The organism is Glycomyces endophyticus, assembly GCF_039531525.1.
Classification (GTDB): domain Bacteria; phylum Actinomycetota; class Actinomycetes; order Mycobacteriales; family Micromonosporaceae; genus Glycomyces; species Glycomyces endophyticus.
Genome location: NZ_BAAAQF010000010.1, coordinates 260,468 through 278,232 on the forward strand (window position 1 = coordinate 260,468; position 17,765 = coordinate 278,232).

Genomic DNA, 17,765 nt, shown 5'->3' on the forward strand with positions numbered 1-17,765 from the left:
AAAAACATTGTCGTACGCGTGTGGAAACCTGTCTCCGTTCGGGTATCCCTTCCCGACGAGTCGAGCGCGGCCGCGAAGCGGCGGCGCCGGAGGAGAGGAGCACGACCCCTTGGCGCACACGCGAACCGCGGCGGCCTCCACCGCCACCTGGATCAGGTTCTCCAGCCGCACCGGCCGAGTCGAGATGAACACCGCGCTCGCCTGCGCGCAGCTCGCCGAGGCGGCACGGGCGGGGTTCGACGTCGTCGTGGAAGGGGACCGGCGCCTCGTGGTCGAGCGCGCCGGGTACGGCGACCGCGTCACGTTCACGCCCGCGCACGTGGGCGACGCGCCCGCCGCGTGGCAGTGGGGCGTGCTCGAACGGCTGGCCGGCTTCGGGGGGCTCGCCGCCGAGTACGACCGGGGCGGGCGCATCCGCCTCCTCGCGGGCGGGCGGCTCCTCGATCGCGCGGCCTCGGCCGTCGCGGTGGACCGCGGCTGGGTCGAGGCCGTGGACGGCCGCGCCGCCCTCACCTGGATCGGCCGCCGCATGCTCGACCACCACCGCGGGTCGCGGGACGGCCGGACCAGGTCCCTCGCGACGCCGGTCGGGGCCGGGGCAGGCGTATCCCGGTAACGGCAGTACCTCCCTGGCGGGCCGTTCCGGCCGTACGGTTGAGGGCATGGATCGCAGCCAGGACGCCGCCGAGTTCCTCAAGTCGCGGCGGGACCGCGTCACCCCCGACAAGGCCGGGGTCTTCGGATCGGGCCGCCGCCGCGTGCCCGGTCTGCGCCGCGAGGAGGTCGCGTACCTGGCCGGGGTGAGCGTGGACTACTACGTGCGCATGGAGCGCGGCGACCTGCGCGGGGTCTCCCCCGAGGTCCTCGACGCGCTCGCCCGGGCCCTGCAGCTTGACGAGGCCGAGACCGCGTACCTCCACGACCTCGCCGCCGCGGCCGGGCCCGGCGCGCGCCGGCGCCGCGAGAAGACCGCCGAGGCGGTGGTCCGGCCCGGGCTCCAGCGGTTCGTCGACGCCGTCACCGGCGCGGCCGTCACGGTCCAGAACCGCGCGGGCGACATCGTCGCGGCCAACGTCCTCGGCCGGGCTCTGTACGCGCCCGTGCTCGACAGCCCCGCCGGGCGCGGCAACACGAGCCGGTTCCTGTTCCTCGACCCCGCCGCCAGGATCTTCTGGCCCGACTGGACGCTCATCGCCGACCAGAACGTGGCGAGCCTGCGCTCGATCGCCGGGCAGCACCCGCACGACCGCACGGTCACCGACCACATCGGCGAGCTCGTCACCAGAAGCGACGACTTCCGGGTCCGCTGGGCCGCCCACGACGTGCGCTTCCACCGCACCGGCACCAAGCGCCTCCGCCACCCCGAGGTGGGCGACCTGGAACTGGACTACGAGGCGATGGAGTTCCCGGCCAGTCCCGAACTGCGCATGACCGCGTACACCGCCGCGTCCGGCACCCCCAGCTCCGAGCGCCTCGCCCTGCTCGGCAGCCTCGCCGCGAGCCGGGAGGACACCGATGTGAGCACCGGACGCGCCCGTGAGACGCGGGCCCGAGGGGAGTAACGACAGTCCCTCCCGCACGCCCGGGAAACCGCCTAGCGTCGGTGTCATGAGCGAGAACGACATGCACACGACGCTGAACAACGGCGTGCGGATGCCCCTGCTGGGCTTCGGGGTCTTCCAGACCCCTCCCGACGAGACGCGGGAGGCCGTCGCCGAGGCGCTGAAGACCGGGTACCGGCTCATCGACACCGCCGCCGCCTACGGCAACGAGCGCGGGGTCGGCCAGGCCATCGCCGACTCCGGGCTGGCCCGTGACGAGGTGTTCGTCGAGACGAAGGTGTGGATCTCCGACTTCGGGTACGACGAGACGCTGCACGCGTTCGACAAGTCCGCCGGGAAGCTCGGCGTCGACACCCTCGACCTGTTCATCCTGCACCAAGCCCTGCCGTCCGCGTTCGAGCGGACGACCGAGGCGTACCGGGCCCTGGAGGCACTCCTCGCCGACGGCAAGGTCCGCGCGATCGGCGTCTCCAACTTCATGCCCGACCACCTCGCCGCCCTCATGGAGCACGCGAGCGTCGTCCCCGCGGTCAACCAGGTCGAGGTCCACCCGTACTTCACCCAGCCCGACGTCCAGCGAGCGGACGCCGACCGCGGCATCCTCACCCAGGCGTGGTCCCCGATCGGCGGCATCACCGCCTACCGCGACACCGGCACCGGCTCAGTCTTCGAGGACCCCGCGATCACAAAGATCGCCGAAGCCCACGGCAAGAGCCCCGCGCAGGTGATGCTGCGCTGGCACCTCCAGGCCGGGCGCTCGGCGATCCCGAAGTCGGTCGAGGCGCACCGCATCGCCGAGAACTTCGACGTCTTCGACTTCGCGCTCAGCGCCGACGAGACCGCGGCGATCGACGGCCTCGACACGGGCGTGCGCGGCGGCCCCGAACCCGAGGCCGTGACGCTCGAGGCGTTCGGCCGCGACATCCCCGAAGCCTGAACCTGACCACTGCGGCGTCTGGGATAGCGTGCTCGATCCCGACACGCCTCCGCTCGCCGCCGAGATCGACGGCCTCACCGAGCACTCCTGAAAGGACTTGAGAATGAAGGCCACCTTCATGTACGCCGCCGGAGACGTCCGCGTCGAAGACGCCCCGGACCCGGTGCTCGTCGAGCCGACCGACGCCCTCGTGCGCGTCGTCCGCTCCTGCATCTGCGGTTCCGACCTGCACCCGTACCACTCGATGAAGGCCTCTGACACGGGGCAGACGATGGGCCACGAGTTCATCGGCGTCGTCGAGGACATCGGCTCGGAGGTGACGTCGGTCCGCAAGGGCGACTTCGTGATCGCCCCGTTCGCCGTCTCCGACGGCACCTGCGGGTTCTGTCTTGAGGGCCTCCAGACCTCCTGCTTGCACGGCGGGTTCTGGAACGACGCGCACCTGGGCACCGGGGGCGGCCAGGCCGAAGCGGTCCGCGTCCCGCTCGCCGACGGCACGCTGGTCGCCGTCCCGGGCGTCGACGAGCACTCCCCGCTCCTGCCCTCGCTGCTGACGCTCTCGGACGTGTACGGCACCGGCTGGCACGCCGCGCGCGCCGCCGGCGTCGCCGAGGGCGACTCGGTCGCGGTCATCGGCGACGGCGCGGTCGGGCTCATGGCCGTGCTCGCCGCGAAGCAGATGGGCGCCGAGCAGATCATCCTCATGGGCCGCCACAAGGCCCGCACCGACCTCGGCCGTGAGTACGGCGCCACCGACGTCGTCGCCGAGCGCGGCGAGGAGGGCATCGCGAAGGTCCGCGACCTCGCGGGCGGGCTCGGGGTGCGCAGGGTCCTGGAGGCCGTGGGGCACATGCCGGCCTACGAGCAGGCGCTCGGCGTCGTGCGCGACGGCGGCGCCATCGCGCGCGTCGGCGTGCCGCAGTACTCCGATGGCCAGATCGGCTGGCCGTTCTTCGGCCGCAACCTGACCCTCACCGGCGGGCCCGCGCCCGCGCGTGCGTACATCGAGCCGCTGCTGCCGGGCGTCCTCGACGGCACGGTGAACCCGGGCAAGGTCTTCGACCGCACCATCGGGATCGACCAGACTCCCGAGGGCTACCGGGCGATGGACGACCGCGAGGCCCTCAAAGTCATGATCCGGTTCTGAGACCCCACCGCTGAAGGAGACCACACATGGAACGACGACAGCTCGGCGACGGCCTCTCGGTCGGCGCGATCGGCTTCGGCTGCATGGGCATGAGCCAGTCCTACGGGCCCTCCACCGGCACCAGGGACGACCACGTCGCGCTCATCCGCTCAGCGGTCGACCAGGGCGTCACCCTCTTCGACACCGCCGAGGTCTACGGCCCCTACGTGAACGAGGAGCTCGTCGGCGAGGCGCTCGCGCCCGTGCGCGACCGGGTCGTCATCGCCACCAAGTTCGGGTTCGACATCAAGCCCGAAGGCGGCTGGCGGGGCACCGACTCCTCGCCGGAGCAGATCCGCCGCGCCGTCGAAGGGTCGCTCAGGCGGCTCGGCACCGACCGGATCGACCTGCTGTACCAGCACCGGGTCGACCCCGACGTCCCCATCGAGGACGTGGCGGGAACGGTCAAGGACCTCATCGCCGAGGGCAAGGTCGCGCACTTCGGACTGTCGGAGGCCGGGCCGGACACGATCCGCCGCGCCCACGCCGTGCAGCCCGTGGCCGCCCTGCAGAACGAGTACTCGCTGTGGTGGCGCCGGCCCGAGGACGAGATCCTGCCGCTGCTCGAGGAGCTCGGCATCGGCCTGGTCCCCTACAGCCCCCTCGGAAAAGGCTTCCTGACCGGGGCGATCACCGCCGACACCGAGTTCACCGAGGGCGACGTCCGCGGCACCATCCCCCGCTTCGAAGCCGAGGCGCGCGAGGCGAACCGGGCGCTCGTCGACCTCCTCGCCGACATCGCCGCCGACAAGGGCGCCTCGACCGCGCAGATCGCCCTCGCCTGGCTCCTGGCCAGGCGGCCCTGGATCGTGCCGATCCCCGGCACCCGCAGGCCCGAACGCCTCGCCGAGAACCTCGGCGCCGCCGACGTCGACCTCACCGCGGCCGACCTGGACCGCATCCGGTCCGCCGCGGACGGCATCCAGATCCTGGGCGGCCGCTACCCCGAGCACCTCGAACGCATGACCGGTCTCTGACCGGTCAGGCGAGCCGCCGGAGGAGCTCCTCGGTGGGAATGCGCGGGTCGAGGATCTGCACGAGGTTCCCGGCGGCTCGTTCGAAGGCGGTGCGGACCGCCCGCTCGTGGGTGTCGAAGACGACCGCGGCCAGCGCCTCGGCTCCCATGCCGTCGGCCGCGGGGAGGAACTCGACGCCCACGAGCCTGCCGCCGAAGGTGACCGTGACGGCCACTTCGCCGCGCTCCGACTCGACGCGGAAGCTCGTGGACCTGACGAGGCCCTCGACCTTCTCGGCCATGGCCCCCAGCGCCTCCATGCGCGCCCGGAAGTCGCGCATGGAGGCGTCGAAGTTCAAGGGCGGCACAGGGTCTGAGGACGGCGGCCGGATCGCGGGGGTCTGGTCCATGGGTCTCCTCGTCCGTCCCGGCGCCCAGTCGGGGCGCCGGACTCACCCCCGCAGTGTCCTACGTCGGCGGCGCGGCCGGGGCCCCGGCCGCGGGCGGGGTGAGGCGCCGCGGCCGTGCGGACGAACCCGGCTCCGCACAACGGCCGGTCGAACCGGTGCGAACGGTCAGACCTGCGTCGCCCGCTCGGAGGTTTTCCCGCCCGGCCGACGGGCGGTTCCGTGGACTTCTGAGCGGTATCGTGCGGTGCGTTGCGGAATCGCAGGGGCCGCGAATGCCCCATGAGCGTGCAATCCGTGAATTCCGCAAAGATCGCCGCGGCCGTGTCCTGCGGATACGATCCGAGCACCTTGCCCTCCCGCCATACGGAATGCTGCGATGATCGATCACTTCGCCCACGGGTACACCACGCTGCTGGTGGCCTTCGTGGTCTCCATGACCGGTTCGGCCCTCGGTCTCCTGCTCGCCAAACACGCCCGCCGCCACGACCGGCCGGGACCCCGCATCCGCTGGCTCGTGATGGCCGCCTTCGCCATCGGCGGGACCGGCATCTGGGTCATGCACTTCGTGGCGATGCTCGGCTTCACCGTCCGCGACGCCGAGCTGCGCTACGACCCCGGCACGACGGCGCTCAGCGCGCTCATCGCCGTCGCCGTGGTCGCCTGCGGCCTCTTCGTCATCGGCCTCGGCCGCTACTCGCGCCTCAAGCTCGCCGCCGCCGGGCTCCTCACCGGCCTCGGCGTCGCCGCCATGCACTACACGGGCATGGCCGCCGTCAGCTCCGACGTCGAGCTGGAGTTCGGCCTCGGGTACGTCGTCGCCTCGGTGGTGATCGCGATCGGCGCGGCGACGACGGCGCTGTGGCTCTCGTGGCGGCTCGAACGCGCCTCCTCGATGTGGCTGGCCGCCGCGGTGATGGCCGTGGCCGTGAACCTCATGCACTACACCGGGATGCTCGGCGTCTCCGCGGGCGCCGCGGCGACCGACGACCCGCACGGCGCCGCGGCGGCCGACCTCGTCTTCCCGATGGCGACCGTGACCGCGATCGTGCTGCTGGTGCTGGTGTTCACCGTCGTCATGGTCCCCACCGACGAGGAGATCAAGGCCGACGAGCACCTCGCCTCGCTCCAGGCCCGCACCGCCGACCGCGCGGCCGGCGCGCGGCCCGCGCAGTCCTGACGCAGACCGTCCACAAGTGACATAAAGCGGCCCGAACCCGCCTCGGTCCGGACGGCGACATCAGGTGCCCCATGCGCACCATCCCGCATCGGACACGTGTGGCAAGATCGCGTGCGTGCAGATCAGGATGCTCGGGCCGTTCGAGGTCCGTCTCGGCGACGGCACCGTCGCCGACGTGCAGGGCTCCCGGCTGCGCGCGCTCGTGATCGCGCTCGCGCTCCAGCCCGGCGCGGTCGTCCGCAAGGACGCCCTCGTCGACTGGATCTGGGGCGAGCGTCCGCCCGCCGAGGCCGCGAACGCCCTGCACCGCTTGGTCTCCCGCCTCCGCAAGGCGCTCCCGGAGGGGTCCGTCGAAGGCCGCGCCGACGGGTACCGGCTCGCCATCGCGCCCGACGACGTCGACGCGGTGCGGTTCGAGCGCCTCGCGGCCCCCGGCGACGAGACCGGCGCCCCGCGGCTCCACGCGCTCCGCGAGGCCCTCGCGCTGTGGCGGGGCGCGGCCATGCACGGCGTCGACCTGCCGGACTCGACCGGTTTCGACGCCGCCGCCACCCGTCTGGAGCGGTTGCGCCGCACCGTGGCCGAGGACCGGTACGACGCCGAGGCCGCCGCCGGGAACGGCGCCGGCCTCATCACCGAGCTCACCGACCTCCTCGCCGAGGACCCGCTCCGCGAGCGCATCGCCGCCGCGCTCATGCGCGCCCTCGCCGCCGCGGGCCGCGACTCCGAGGCGCTCCTGGTCTACCGGCGCACTGGCGAGGCCCTCGCCGACGCGCTCGGCGCCGACCCCTCGCCCGAGCTGGCCGGGCTCCACGTGGCGCTGCTGCGCGGCGAGGTCGGGCGGCGCGAGGAGCGGCGCCGCACCAACCTGCGCGCGGAGCTGACCAGCTTCATCGGACGCGACGAGGAGGTCGCCTCGGTCGGCGGCCTCGTCGCCGGGAACCGGCTCACCACCCTCATCGGCCCGGGCGGGTCGGGCAAGACCCGCCTCGCCGCGGAGACCGCGCACACCCTGCTCGGCGACCTCCCGGACGGCGCGTGGATGGTCGAGCTGGCCGCGATCGGCGCCGACGGCGACGTGGCCCAGGCGGTCCTGGCCGGGCTGGGCCTGCGCGACGCCCTGCGCGGCGACGCGCCCGGCGACAGCGCGACCGAGCGGGCCGTCGCGGCCCTGCGCGACCAGGAGGTCCTGCTCGTCCTCGACAACTGCGAGCACGTGATCGACGCCGCCGCCGCGTTCGCGCACCGCGTCCTCGGCGAGTGCCGCGGCCTGCGCGTCCTCGCCACCAGCCGGGAGCCGCTCGGGATCACCGGCGAGGTGCTGTGGCCGGTCGCGCCGCTGGCCCTGCCGAGGTCGGGTGACGACCCCGACGCGATCGCGGCCTCGCCCGCGGTACGGCTCCTGCGCGACCGGGCGAGCGCGGTCAGGCAGGACCTCGACGGCGACGCGGCCACGATGGCGCGCGTCGCGCGGGCCCTCGACGGGATGCCGCTCGCGATCGAGCTCGCCGCCGCGCGGCTGCGCGTCATGTCCCTGCAGCAGCTCGCCGACCGCCTCGACGACCGGTTCCAGCTGCTCACCGGTGGTTCGCGCACGGCGCTGCCGCGGCACAAGACGCTCCGGGCCGTCATCGACTGGAGCTGGGACCTCCTCGACGACGACGAGAAACTGGTCCTGCGCCGTCTCTCGGTGTTCGCCTCGGGCGCCGGACTCGAAGCGGCCGAACAGGTCTGCGCGAGCGACACAGTTGCGCCCGGCCGCGTCCTGGACCTGCTCACCGCCCTCACCGAGAAGTCCCTCCTCATCGCCGGAGGCGACCGCGCGCCCCGCTACCGGATGCTTGGCACCATCAAGGAGTACGCCGGGCAGCGCCTCGCCGACGCCGGGGAGGCGGGCCTCGCGCGCCGGGCGCACCTCGCGCACGTCACCGGGCTGGTCGAGACCGCCGAGCCGCACCTGTACCGCGGCGAGCAGCTCGAATGGCTCGCGCTCCTCGAAGCCGAGCACGACGACATCGCGGCCGCGATGCGCGGCGCCATCGCCGCGGGCGAGGCCCAGGAGGCGATGCGGCTCGCCGCCGCGGCCGGCTGGTACTGGTGGCTCGGCGGGCACAAGGCGGAGGGCGACGAGCTGATCCGGGCCGCGACCGCGCTCCCCGGCGAGGTCGACGACGCGGTCCGCGCGGTGGTGTACGCCCGCGCCGTCCACGCGGGCATCCACAACGGACGGACGGTCCGCGACCTCGCCGCCTGGGGCCCCGGCGACCGCGACCAGGCCGAAGAGTGGCTCGGCAAGGCCTACGAGATCAGCCTCCGCGTCCCCCCGGGCCACCGCGCGATCCGGTTCACGGCCGCGCTGGAGCGGCTCGTCCACGCGCCCGGGGAGGCCGCGCCCGCGTTCGAGAGCCTGCTCGACGACGAGGACCCGTGGCTGGCGGCCCTGGCCCGGCTCCACCTCGGGCGGCTGCGGATCGTCCTCGGCCTCCACGGGACGGAGGCCGACGCGCACCTGGAGGCCGCGCTCGCCGCGTTCCGCTCGCTCGGCGACCGGTGGGGCACCTCGTTCGCGCTGACCGAGCTGGCGAACCGGATCGCGATGCGCGGTGAGTTCGCGGCGGCGTGCGAGCTGTACGAGCAGGCCGTGGCGGTGATGACCGAGTTCGGCGCCAACGAGGACGCCGTCTCGGTGCGCTCCCGGCAGGCCCAGCTGCGCTTCCTCGCGGGCGACCCCGCGGCCGCGGCCTGCGCGATGGCCGAGGCGCGGCGCACCGCCGAGCGGATCGCCTGGCCGAACGCGCTCGCCGAACTCGCGCTCGCGCAGGCGGAACTGGCCCGCTGGAGCGGCGACGCCCCGCAGGCGCGCGAGCGACTCGACGCGTTCTCCGACCTGCTCGGCGACGACAGCAAGCGGGCGCACGTGCGCGCCGTCCGCCACGACCTGCTCGGCTACCTGGCGGAGGACGCCGGGACCGCCCGCGGCCACCGGCTCGCCGCCGTCGAGGCGGCGGTCGAGACCGCGCACGCGCCGCTGACCGCGCAGGTGCTCGTCGGCGTCGCCGACCAGGCCCTGCGCTCGGGCGACCACGCCCTGGCGGTCCGGCTCCTGCTGGCGGGAGCGGCCGTGCGCGGGCTCCAGGACCGCTCGCACCCGGACGTCCTGCGGATCGAGGAGGCGTCACGAGCCTCCCTCGGGGACGCGGGGTTCGCGGCGGCGGCCGCCGAGGGCGCGGGCGCCGACTGGCGTGCGCTGGTCGCGACGGCCCTGGCGCCCTAGGGCCTGTCCTGCGAGTCAGGGAGTGGCGGTGTCCGAATCCGTTCGTTCGCTCGCAAGGCGCAGGGCCTGCGAATACGACGCCGGTATTCGCGGGCCCCTACAGCGCGGCGAGCGGACCTGATGACGACCGGTCTGATCCGCAGGACAGGCCCTCATGCGGCGGCGCGCGACAGCGCGGCCAGCACGTCGTCCAGATCAGACTCGGGCACCGACCACTCCGCGGCGCTCAGCGCGTACTCGTCGAGCCGGTCGAGCAGCGATCGGAGCGACCGCGTCCCGCCGTCCCCGGGCACGCGCAGCACCAGCGGCTCCTCCCCCGCGACGGCGTCGCTGAGCACCCGCGCGGCCGCCGCGAACTCGTACTCGGTCGCGAACCGCAGGCGCACATGGCGTTCGGGGATGCGGCGCTTGAGCTCCTCGACGGTGCAGCGGGCGACGACGCGGCCGCGGTCGAGGACGGCGACCTCGTCGGCGAGCCGGTCGGCCTCGGCCAGGCACCCGGTCGTGACGAGGACGGCGGCGCCGCCCGCGGCCAGGTCGCGCACGATCGCGCGCACGGTCCGGCGGTCGGCGGCGTCGAGCCCGAGCGTGGGCTCGTCGAGCAGGACCACGGGAGGCCCGCCGGCCAGCGCGAGCGCGAGCGCGAAGCGGCGGCGCTCGCCGCCCGAGTAGGTCGCGACCGGCCGGTTCAGGGCTCCGGTCAGGCCGAGCCGGTCGAGGAGGCCGGGCGGCGGGGGGCCGGCGCGGCGCAGGAGGGCGCTCCCGGTCAGGGCCGCGTCGGCGTCGCCGATCGGGGCGGCCGCGCCGACGAGGGCCCGCACGGCGGCCGGCTCCAGGGCGGCGTCGTGTCCGCAGACGCGCACGGTCCCGTCGTCGGGCGCGGTTCTGGCGGTGAGGACGTCGACCAGGGTCGACTTGCCGGACTCGCCGGGTCCGAGGAGCGCGACGACCGCGCCCGCGGGCACGGCGAGGTCGACGCCGTCGAGGACGGCGTTGCGGCCGAACGCTTTCCGCAGCCCGGAGACCGCGACAACTGTGTCTGTCATGCTCCGACGATCGCGGACGGTCCTGACACCGGTCTGACAGGCCTCTGACACGCGAGTGCGGGTCAGGCCGCGGGCGGGGCGGTGCTGGCGCGGAGGACGAGTTCGGTGGCGAGTTCGACGCGGTGCCGGCGGGGCGCCCGGCCCGCGGCGAGGTCGACGAGCATCGCGGCGGCGGTGGCGGCCATGTCGTGGAGCGGCTGGCGGATCGTGGTGAGGGGCGGGATCATCCACCGGGCCTTGGGGAGGTCGTCGAAGCCGACGACGCTGAGGTCGGCGGGGATGCGCACGCCCAGTTCGGCCGCCGCGTGGTAGACGCCGAGGGCGGTGCCGTCGTTGCAGGCGAAGATCGCGGTGGGCGGGTCGTCGAGGGCGAGGAGTTCGCGGGCGAAGCGGACGCCGTCCTCGATCTGGAAGTCGCCGATGCGGATGAGCGCGGGGTCGACGGGGAGGCCGGCGAGGTCCATGGCGGCGCGGTGGCCGTCGAGGCGGGCGCGGCCGGCGAGGACGCGTTCGGGGCCGGTGATGACGGCGATGCGGCGGTGGCCGAGGCCGAGGAGGTGCCGGGTGGCCTCCAGGCCGCCGTTCCAGTTGCTCGCGCCGACGGAGGGGTCCTCGTGGACGGGTTCGCCGGTCGGGTCGACGGCGACGACGGGGATGTCCCTGGAGCGCAGACGGTCCCGCTGGTCCTCAGTGAAGCCGCAGAAGACCGGGACGACGCCGGTGGGGCGGCGGGCGAGGACGTCCTCGACCCAGCCACGTCCGGGGACGTGGCGGCCGCCGAGTTCGGAGACGCTGACGCCGAGGCTGTGCTCGCGGGCGACGGCGGTGACGCCGTTGATGATCTCGACGGGGTACAGGCCGCGGATTTCGTGGAAGACGAGTTCGATGAGCGGGGCGGGGCGGGTGGCGCGCTTCTGGCGGCGGTAGCCGTGGCGCTTGATGAGGGCCTCGATCTCGCGGCGGGTCTCGGGTGCGACGTCGAGGCGGCCGTTGACGACCTTGGAGACGGTGGCGACCGAGACGCCGGCCCGGACGGCGAGCTGCGCGATGGTCAGGGGTTCGGGGGCGTCGGGGGCGGTCACCGCGTCAGTCTAGCGCCGCTCGGGCGGCTCCCAGGGATCGATGGGCGTCGCTTCCGTCGCTTGCGCACCACCTCGGTGTTATCGCGCGCATCCGACGCGGCGAACCCCTTGACTCGATATCGACGTCTATCTATAGTTCCATATATCTAATTTTCGGAGCTGAGATCGAAAGTTTCGAAATCCCCGACACCGCACCGAATCGTCCGCCTCCGCAGGGTTGTGAACGATAACCAGCCCTGCCCCGAACGAGAGACCGCACATGACACGCATCCGAGCGAAGACGCTCCTCGCGGCCGTCGCCATCGCGACCGCCGCGGCCTTCACCACCGCCGGCTTCAGCGCCAGCGCCCAGACGAACGAGGAGGTCGAGGCCGCCGCGCTCCCCGCGACCTACCAGTGGGAGTCGACCGGGGCGCTCATCGGCCCCAAGCCCAACAGCGGTCACAACGTCGTCTCCGTCAAGGACCCCACGGTGGTCCAGGACGCGAGCGGCAAGTGGCACGTCTTCATGACCACCGCCAACACCGCCGGGGCGTGGAGCCTGGCGTACACGAGCTTCACCGACTGGTCGCAGGCCGGCTCGGCCCCGCACACCTTCCTGGACACGAACCCGAACATCGGCTCCCGGTACGCCGCCGCACCGCACGTGTTCTACTACGCGCCGCAGGGCCTGTGGTACCTGGTCTACCAGACCGGGCTCCCCTCGTACTCGACCACGTCGAACATCAACGACCCCATGAGCTGGTCGGCGCCGAGGAACTTCCAGAACGAGATGCCGCAGATCGTCCGGGACAACATCGGCAACGGCCACTGGCTCGACTACTGGGTCATCTGCGACGCGACGAACTGCTACCTGTTCTCGGCCGACGACAACGGCCACGTCTACCGCGCCGAGACCACCGTCGCGAACTTCCCGAACGGGTTCACGAACACGCAGATCGTGCTGCAGGACACCAAGAACAACCTCTTCGAGGGCGGTGCGGTCTACAACGTCGACGGCACCGGCGACTACCTGCTCATGTGGGAGTCGATCGGCTCCAACGGGGCCCGGTACTACCGCTCCTACACCGCCGACACGCTCCGGAGCACCTGGCAGCCGCAGGCGACGAGCCAGAGCGCCCCGTTCGCGGGGGCCGTCAACACGACGTTCCCCAGTGGACGGTGGACGACCGACATCAGCCACGGCGAACTGCTCCGGTCCGGCCGCGACCAGACCATGACCATCGACACCGGCGACCTCCGCATGCTCTACCAGGGCCGCGACCCGAACTCCGGCGGCGACTACTCGCAGCTGCCGTACCGCCTCGCCCTGCTGACCCTCACCGGAGGCGGCTCGTGCTGAACCCGAATGACCCCCGGTCCACCGCACCCGACCAGGAGCACGCCATGACCACGGCCGCGCCCGACCTGACGATCCTCACCCGCTGGGCCCGCGGACTCGCGGCCCTCGCCGTCGCGGCCCTGGTCGCGACCGCCGCGCTGGTCTCCTTCCACGCCGACCGCGCCGACGCGCAGCCGCCGAGCACCAGCGACTGGTACACGATCGTCTCCCGCCACTCCGGACTCGCTATGGACATCCAGGGCGCCTCGACCGCGACCGGCGCGATCCTCACCCAGTACACCGACTACGAGGGCCCCAACCAGCAGTTCCGGTTCATCGACTCCGGGAGCGGCTACTACCGCATCCAGGTCCGCCACACGGGCCAGGTGCTCGACGTCTGGAACTTCAGCACCGCCGACGGAGCCACGATCGCCCAGTACACGAACCTGAACGGCACCAACCAGCAGTGGCAGGTCAACCGGAACTCGGCCGGCTACTACTCGTTCGTCAACCGCAACTCCGGCAAGGCGATCGACGTCTACAACTGGTCGACCGCCCTGAGCGCCCCGCTGCGCCAGTGGACCTCCACCGGGGCGAACAACCAGCAGTTCTCGCTCGTCCCGGTGGGCGCCACCTGCGGCGCGGACACCGTCCTCGCCGACATCCAGGCCGCCTCGAACGACTGACCGACCCGGGACCGGACGGGGCGGAGCACCGCCGGTCCGCCGACCGCCCCGTCCGGTCCCGCCTCCTGAAAGGACTGTCCATGCCGATGTCCCGACGCTCCGCCCTCGGCCTCGCCGCCGCCTCGGCCGCGGCCGCGCTCGTCCCGCCCACCGGCGCCGAGGCGCAGCAGACCTCGTACGCGAACCCCGTGGTCTGGCAGGACTTCGCCGACGTCGAGGTCATCCGCGTCGGCGCCGAGTTCTACATGACCGCCTCCACGATGCACTACTCCCCCGGCGCGCCCGTGCTCCGCTCCCGGGACCTCGTCAACTGGGAGTTCATCGGCCACTCGGTGCCCTCGCTGGACTTCGGGGCGAAGTACGACCTCAACGGCGCCCGCGGGTACGTGCGCGGGATCTGGGCCTCGACGATCGCGCACCGGCCCGCCGAGCAACGGTTCTACTGGCTGGGCCAGATCGACTTCGCCCGGTCCTACATGTACACGGCGACGAACCCGGCCGGGCCCTGGACGCGCCACGCCGAACTCGCTCGCGCCTACTACGACGCCGGGATGCTCGTCGACACCGACGGCACCATGTACGTCGCGTACGGCAACACGCAGATCTCGGTCGCGCAGCTCTCCGCCGACGGGAGGAGCGAGGTGCGCAATCAGCAGGTGTTCTCGACCCCGTCGAGCATCGGCACCCTCGAAGGCGCCCGCTTCTACAAGATCAACGGGAACTACTACATCTTCCTCACCCGGCCCGCCAACGGCCAGTACATCCTCAAGTCCTCGTCGCCTTGGGGCCCTTACGAACTGCGGCAGGTCCTGCTCGACATGCCCGGCCCGATCAGCGGCGGCGGCGTCCCGCACCAGGGCGCGCTCGTCTCCACGCCCACCGGGGCCTGGCACTACATGGCGTTCGTCGACGCCTACCCCGGCGGCCGCATGCCCGCCCTCGCCCCGATCACCTGGACCGCCGACGGCTGGCCCCAGGTCACCACCGCGGGCGGCGCCTGGGGCGCGACCTACCCCTTCCCGAACCTGACGCCCGCCCCGGTGCCCTCCCTCATCGGGACGGACACCTTCACCGCGTCCACACTGGCCGCCAAGTGGGAGTGGAACCACAACCCCGACCACACGAAGTGGACCACCGGCGCCGGACTCCGGCTCCAGACCGCCACCGTCACGAACGACCTCTACAGCGCCCGGAACACGCTCACCCACCGCATCCAGGGCCCCTCCTCCACCGCCACCGTCGAACTCGACCTCGCCGAGATGCGCGACGGCGACCGCACCGGCCTCGCGATGCTGCGCGACGCCTCCGCGTGGATCGGCGTCAAGCGCGACGCGGGCACGCTGCGGGCCGTCATGGTCGACGGCCTCACCATGGACGCCGGCTGGAACACCACCGGCACCGGCACCGAGCGGGCCTCGGCCGACCTGTGCACCACCAGGATCTGGCTGCGCGCCGCCGCGGACATCCGGCCCGGCGCCGGGCGCCAGGCCGTGTTCTCCTACAGCACCGACGGCGTGAACTTCCTCGGCCTCGGCCCCGCGTTCACGCTCAACAGCAACTGGACCTTCTTCATGGGCTACCGGTTCGCCGTCTTCAACCACGCCGCGAGTGCGCTGGGCGGCGCCGTCACCGTCGACCGGTTCACCGTCGCCACGCCGTGAGCGCCGGCCGGGCGCCGGCCCCTCCCGGCCGCGCGTTCCCAGACGTCGACTGGTCGTCCGACGGCGCCGAGGACCCGCGGGCCGGCGGAGTGCCGGCCGCGGGTGTGAAGACCGCTCCTGGACACGGCGGCGCCGTCAGATGTCCCGGACGTCGGCGGTCGCGAGCGACCACGTCAGGAAGATCGCCAGCGCGATCACGACGACCGACCACAGCGGGTAGTACGGCAGGAAGAAGAAGTTCTCGATCGCCACCAGGCAGGCGAAGACCATGCCCATCACACGGGCGAACCCGGAGCCGGAGAAGAGCAGGAAGCCGACCAGGACGACGACGACGCCGAGGATGAGGTGGATCCAGCCCCAGGCGGTGGTGTCCAGGTCGAACGTGTAGTGCTCGGACACCGCGAGGAAGCCGTCGTTCAGGATCGCGGCGATGCCCATCGACACCTGCCAGACGCCCATGACGATCGCCGCGCAGGCCGCGAACACCATGCCGCCGGCCGCCCATGCCCTCGATTCGGGACTGCGTGCCATCGCCGCGCTCCTTTCAGGATGGTGCCAATCTACGAGTCCGCAGGTGGGCCCGGCAGCCGAACACGAGAAACCGCCGCTTTGCGGGCCGCAGCGGCCGTACGCTCTGAGTGCCGTGCCGCGGCGGCCACCGCCGGGCGAGCGCCGACGAGGGAGCCGACCATGACCGACGCCGCGTTGAACCGGGCCGAGCGCAAGGAGCTCGAACGGCTCCGGGCCCGGGCCGCCGGCCGCAAGGGCCGCGGGGCGCGGTGGACCGGGGCCGTCGTGCTGCTGGTCCTGGCCGCGATCACCGGCGTGCTCGCCACCGCCACGGTGTTCGCGCGCAACGAGGTCCTCAACACCGACCGGTTCGTCGCGAACATGGAACCGCTGTACCGGGACGAGGAGATCCGCGGGGCCGTGGCCGCCCGCGTCAGCGGCGCGATCACCGGGGCGCTCGACGTGGAGGCGCTCGTGGCCGAGGCGGTCGACGCCGTCCAGACCAAGGGCGGACCGGAGGTCCTCGACCGGCTCGCGGCACCGCTCGCCTCGGGCGTCAACTCCTTCATCGACGACCAGGTCCAGGCCGTCGTCCACTCCGACCAGTTCACCGAGCTGTGGCGCCAGGCCAACCGGACCGCGCATACCTCGCTGGTCAGGCTGCTCACCGGCGACGGCGACGGCGCCCTGTCGCTGGACGGGAACGACCTCGTGCTCGATCTCGGACCGGTCCTGGACGCGGCGAAGGCGCGCCTGGTCGCCGCCGGGTTCGACCTGGCCGCGCGCCTGCCCGAGCTGTCGGTCACCTTCACCGTCGCCACCTCCGAGTCGTTCCCAAAACTCCAGGTCGCGGCCGCCCTGCTCAACGCCGCGGCGTGGGTGCTGCCGATCGCCGCGCTGGCGCTGCTGGCCGCGGGGGTCGCGATCGCGCCGTCCCGCCGCCGCGGGCTCGGCCTGGGCGCGCTGTTCCTGGCGGTCGGGATGCTCCTCCTGTGGGGCGCGGTCTCCATCGGGCGCAGCGCGTACCTCGCTGGCCTCGGGGACGCCGTCCAGTCGCCGACGGCGGCGGCGAACCTGTACACGGCGCTGACCCGCTTCCTCATCGGCGGCGCGCAGACCATCGCCGTCCTCGCGCTCATCGTCGCCCTCGCCTGCTGGCTCCTCGGGCCGGGTGCGGCGGCGACGGCGGTCAGGCGCCTCGCCCTCGGTGCCCGGGACGGCCTCGCGCGGCTGCTCGCGGGAGCGGGGCTCGGGTTCGGCGCGTTCGGGGCGTTCGTGTTCCGCTCGCGCCGCCCGATCGAGTTCGCGGCGGTCGCGGCCGGGCTGCTGTGGCTGGTGCTGTGGCGCCACCCCGGGGTCTCGGGGGTCCTGACGGTCGCCCTGGTCGTGGCGCTGTTCATCGCGGTCGTCGAGGTCGTGGGCCGGGCCTCGCAGGACGCCCGGGCCGCGGCCTGACGGGTCCGCTTGTCTCGCTTCGGCCGCTGGGTGGCCTCGCGCGGCCGGGATCTTCGCATATCCGGCGAATCGCGGGGTAATCCGAGGTGGAACGAAGGAGGAGCCATGTCAGACGTTTCCGGCCCGTACACCGAGGACGGCATCGAGCCGCAGAAGCCCGGACCGGGCGACCCGGTCCCCGGCCCGCCCGACCCGCTCCAGCCGGTGCCCGGCGACCCGCACGAGCCCGACCCCACGCAGCCGAGCCCGCCTGACCCGCCGGAGCCGAACGACCCGGTCCGGCCCCTGCCGGACGAGCCGGCCCCGCCGCGGCCCTGGTGAGGGCCTGAAGGCCGCGGCACGAGCGCACCGTCAGGCGACGGGAGCACCGGTCCGAGTCGCCGCACTGGCCACAGCGGGGCGGGCACGGCGGTGCCGGTGAGGCGTTCGACCCCGGCCCACAGGGCTGACACCACTGGACTGGTTGCGGCGCAACATTTCCCATAGTTCGCAGGCAACCGGAC

At 73.2% G+C, this 17,765-nt stretch carries 16 protein-coding genes; 12 read left to right on the forward strand and 4 right to left on the reverse strand.

What is annotated here, in order from left to right:
* Window positions 1-109 precede the first annotated feature (109 nt).
* From ABD419_RS15030 to ABD419_RS15050, 5 genes are all read left to right on the forward strand, one after another.
* Complete coding sequence (locus ABD419_RS15030; RefSeq protein ID WP_344487748.1) at window positions 110-616, forward strand: hypothetical protein; 507 nt, start codon at window positions 110-112, stop codon at window positions 614-616.
* Between the two features lie 46 nt (window positions 617-662).
* Window positions 663-1,562 carry a helix-turn-helix domain-containing protein gene (locus tag ABD419_RS15035; protein ID WP_344487750.1) on the forward strand — a complete coding sequence of 300 codons (900 nt, stop codon included), beginning with the start codon at window positions 663-665 and terminating at the stop codon, window positions 1,560-1,562.
* Window positions 1,563-1,608: 46 nt separating this feature from the next.
* Complete coding sequence (locus ABD419_RS15040) at window positions 1,609-2,499, forward strand: aldo/keto reductase (RefSeq protein WP_344487751.1); 891 nt, start codon at window positions 1,609-1,611, stop codon at window positions 2,497-2,499.
* 103 nt (window positions 2,500-2,602) lie between these two features.
* Window positions 2,603-3,646: an alcohol dehydrogenase catalytic domain-containing protein gene (locus ABD419_RS15045; RefSeq protein WP_344487753.1), complete on the forward strand. Its 1,044-nt coding sequence runs from the start codon at window positions 2,603-2,605 to the stop codon at window positions 3,644-3,646.
* Between the two features lie 26 nt (window positions 3,647-3,672).
* The gene (locus ABD419_RS15050) at window positions 3,673-4,662 is read left to right on the forward strand and encodes an aldo/keto reductase (RefSeq protein WP_344487755.1); all 990 of its coding nucleotides are present in this window, start codon (window positions 3,673-3,675) and stop codon (window positions 4,660-4,662) included.
* Between the two features lie 4 nt (window positions 4,663-4,666).
* On the opposite strand, the gene ABD419_RS15055 is transcribed toward ABD419_RS15050, so the two are convergent.
* Window positions 4,667-5,050, reverse strand: a complete 384-nt coding sequence (locus ABD419_RS15055; protein WP_344487757.1) for a YbaB/EbfC family nucleoid-associated protein — start codon at window positions 5,048-5,050, stop codon at window positions 4,667-4,669.
* Window positions 5,051-5,426: 376 nt separating this feature from the next.
* On the opposite strand from ABD419_RS15055, the gene ABD419_RS15060 reads away from it, so the two are divergent.
* Window positions 5,427-6,227, forward strand: coding sequence for an MHYT domain-containing protein (locus ABD419_RS15060; RefSeq protein ID WP_344487759.1), 801 nt, complete (start codon window positions 5,427-5,429; stop codon window positions 6,225-6,227).
* A 115-nt stretch (window positions 6,228-6,342) separates the two neighbouring features.
* Window positions 6,343-9,501 carry an ATP-binding protein gene (locus ABD419_RS15065; RefSeq protein WP_344487761.1) on the forward strand — a complete coding sequence of 1,053 codons (3,159 nt, stop codon included), beginning with the start codon at window positions 6,343-6,345 and terminating at the stop codon, window positions 9,499-9,501.
* A 152-nt stretch (window positions 9,502-9,653) separates the two neighbouring features.
* Here the strand turns inward: ABD419_RS15065 and ABD419_RS15070 are convergent, their stop codons facing one another.
* Both ABD419_RS15070 and ABD419_RS15075 read right to left on the reverse strand, forming a co-directional pair.
* Window positions 9,654-10,547, reverse strand: coding sequence for an ABC transporter ATP-binding protein (locus tag ABD419_RS15070; protein ID WP_344487763.1), 894 nt, complete (start codon window positions 10,545-10,547; stop codon window positions 9,654-9,656).
* 62 nt (window positions 10,548-10,609) lie between these two features.
* A complete protein-coding gene (locus ABD419_RS15075; protein WP_344487764.1) occupies window positions 10,610-11,629 on the reverse strand; it encodes a LacI family DNA-binding transcriptional regulator in 1,020 nt (339 codons plus the stop codon).
* 259 nt (window positions 11,630-11,888) lie between these two features.
* Between ABD419_RS15075 and ABD419_RS15080 the strand changes: the two genes are divergently transcribed.
* From ABD419_RS15080 to ABD419_RS15090, 3 genes are all read left to right on the forward strand, one after another.
* Window positions 11,889-12,971 carry a glycoside hydrolase family 62 protein gene (locus tag ABD419_RS15080; RefSeq protein ID WP_344487766.1) on the forward strand — a complete coding sequence of 361 codons (1,083 nt, stop codon included), beginning with the start codon at window positions 11,889-11,891 and terminating at the stop codon, window positions 12,969-12,971.
* Entirely contained in the window at window positions 12,965-13,636 is a 672-nt protein-coding gene (locus tag ABD419_RS15085; protein ID WP_344487768.1) for an RICIN domain-containing protein, read from the forward strand. The genes ABD419_RS15080 and ABD419_RS15085 overlap by 7 nt, the downstream gene beginning before the upstream one ends.
* Window positions 13,637-13,722: 86 nt before the next feature.
* The gene (locus ABD419_RS15090; RefSeq protein ID WP_344488038.1) at window positions 13,723-15,297 is read left to right on the forward strand and encodes a glycoside hydrolase family 43 protein; all 1,575 of its coding nucleotides are present in this window, start codon (window positions 13,723-13,725) and stop codon (window positions 15,295-15,297) included.
* Window positions 15,298-15,432: 135 nt separating this feature from the next.
* On the opposite strand, the gene ABD419_RS15095 is transcribed toward ABD419_RS15090, so the two are convergent.
* Window positions 15,433-15,828, reverse strand: a complete 396-nt coding sequence (locus ABD419_RS15095; protein ID WP_344487770.1) for a DUF7144 family membrane protein — start codon at window positions 15,826-15,828, stop codon at window positions 15,433-15,435.
* Window positions 15,829-15,987: 159 nt separating this feature from the next.
* On the opposite strand from ABD419_RS15095, the gene ABD419_RS15100 reads away from it, so the two are divergent.
* Together ABD419_RS15100 and ABD419_RS15105 are read left to right on the forward strand one after the other, a co-directional pair.
* Window positions 15,988-17,262 (forward strand): hypothetical protein, encoded by a 1,275-nt coding sequence (locus ABD419_RS15100; protein WP_344487772.1) that lies wholly within the window; start codon window positions 15,988-15,990, stop codon window positions 17,260-17,262.
* Window positions 17,263-17,367: 105 nt separating this feature from the next.
* On the forward strand, window positions 17,368-17,583 hold the full coding sequence (locus ABD419_RS15105; RefSeq protein WP_344487774.1) for a hypothetical protein: 216 nt from the start codon (window positions 17,368-17,370) through the stop codon (window positions 17,581-17,583).
* Window positions 17,584-17,765 lie beyond the last annotated feature (182 nt).

Excerpts from the sequence above, each read along its gene's own strand:
- ABD419_RS15035 (WP_344487750.1), top strand. The coding sequence starts at position 663 with ATGGATCGCAGCCAGGACGCCGCCGAGTTCCTCAAGTCGCGGCGGGAC.
- ABD419_RS15040 (WP_344487751.1), top strand. The coding sequence starts at position 1,609 with ATGAGCGAGAACGACATGCACACGACGCTGAACAACGGCGTGCGGATG.
- ABD419_RS15045 (WP_344487753.1), top strand. The coding sequence starts at position 2,603 with ATGAAGGCCACCTTCATGTACGCCGCCGGAGACGTCCGCGTCGAAGAC.
- ABD419_RS15050 (WP_344487755.1), top strand. The coding sequence starts at position 3,673 with ATGGAACGACGACAGCTCGGCGACGGCCTCTCGGTCGGCGCGATCGGC.
- ABD419_RS15055 (WP_344487757.1), bottom strand. The coding sequence starts at position 5,050 with ATGGACCAGACCCCCGCGATCCGGCCGCCGTCCTCAGACCCTGTGCCG.
- ABD419_RS15060 (WP_344487759.1), top strand. The coding sequence starts at position 5,427 with ATGATCGATCACTTCGCCCACGGGTACACCACGCTGCTGGTGGCCTTC.
- ABD419_RS15070 (WP_344487763.1), bottom strand. The coding sequence starts at position 10,547 with ATGACAGACACAGTTGTCGCGGTCTCCGGGCTGCGGAAAGCGTTCGGC.
- ABD419_RS15080 (WP_344487766.1), top strand. The coding sequence starts at position 11,889 with ATGACACGCATCCGAGCGAAGACGCTCCTCGCGGCCGTCGCCATCGCG.
- ABD419_RS15090 (WP_344488038.1), top strand. The coding sequence starts at position 13,723 with ATGTCCCGACGCTCCGCCCTCGGCCTCGCCGCCGCCTCGGCCGCGGCC.
- ABD419_RS15095 (WP_344487770.1), bottom strand. The coding sequence starts at position 15,828 with ATGGCACGCAGTCCCGAATCGAGGGCATGGGCGGCCGGCGGCATGGTG.
- ABD419_RS15100 (WP_344487772.1), top strand. The coding sequence starts at position 15,988 with ATGACCGACGCCGCGTTGAACCGGGCCGAGCGCAAGGAGCTCGAACGG.
- ABD419_RS15105 (WP_344487774.1), top strand. The coding sequence starts at position 17,368 with ATGTCAGACGTTTCCGGCCCGTACACCGAGGACGGCATCGAGCCGCAG.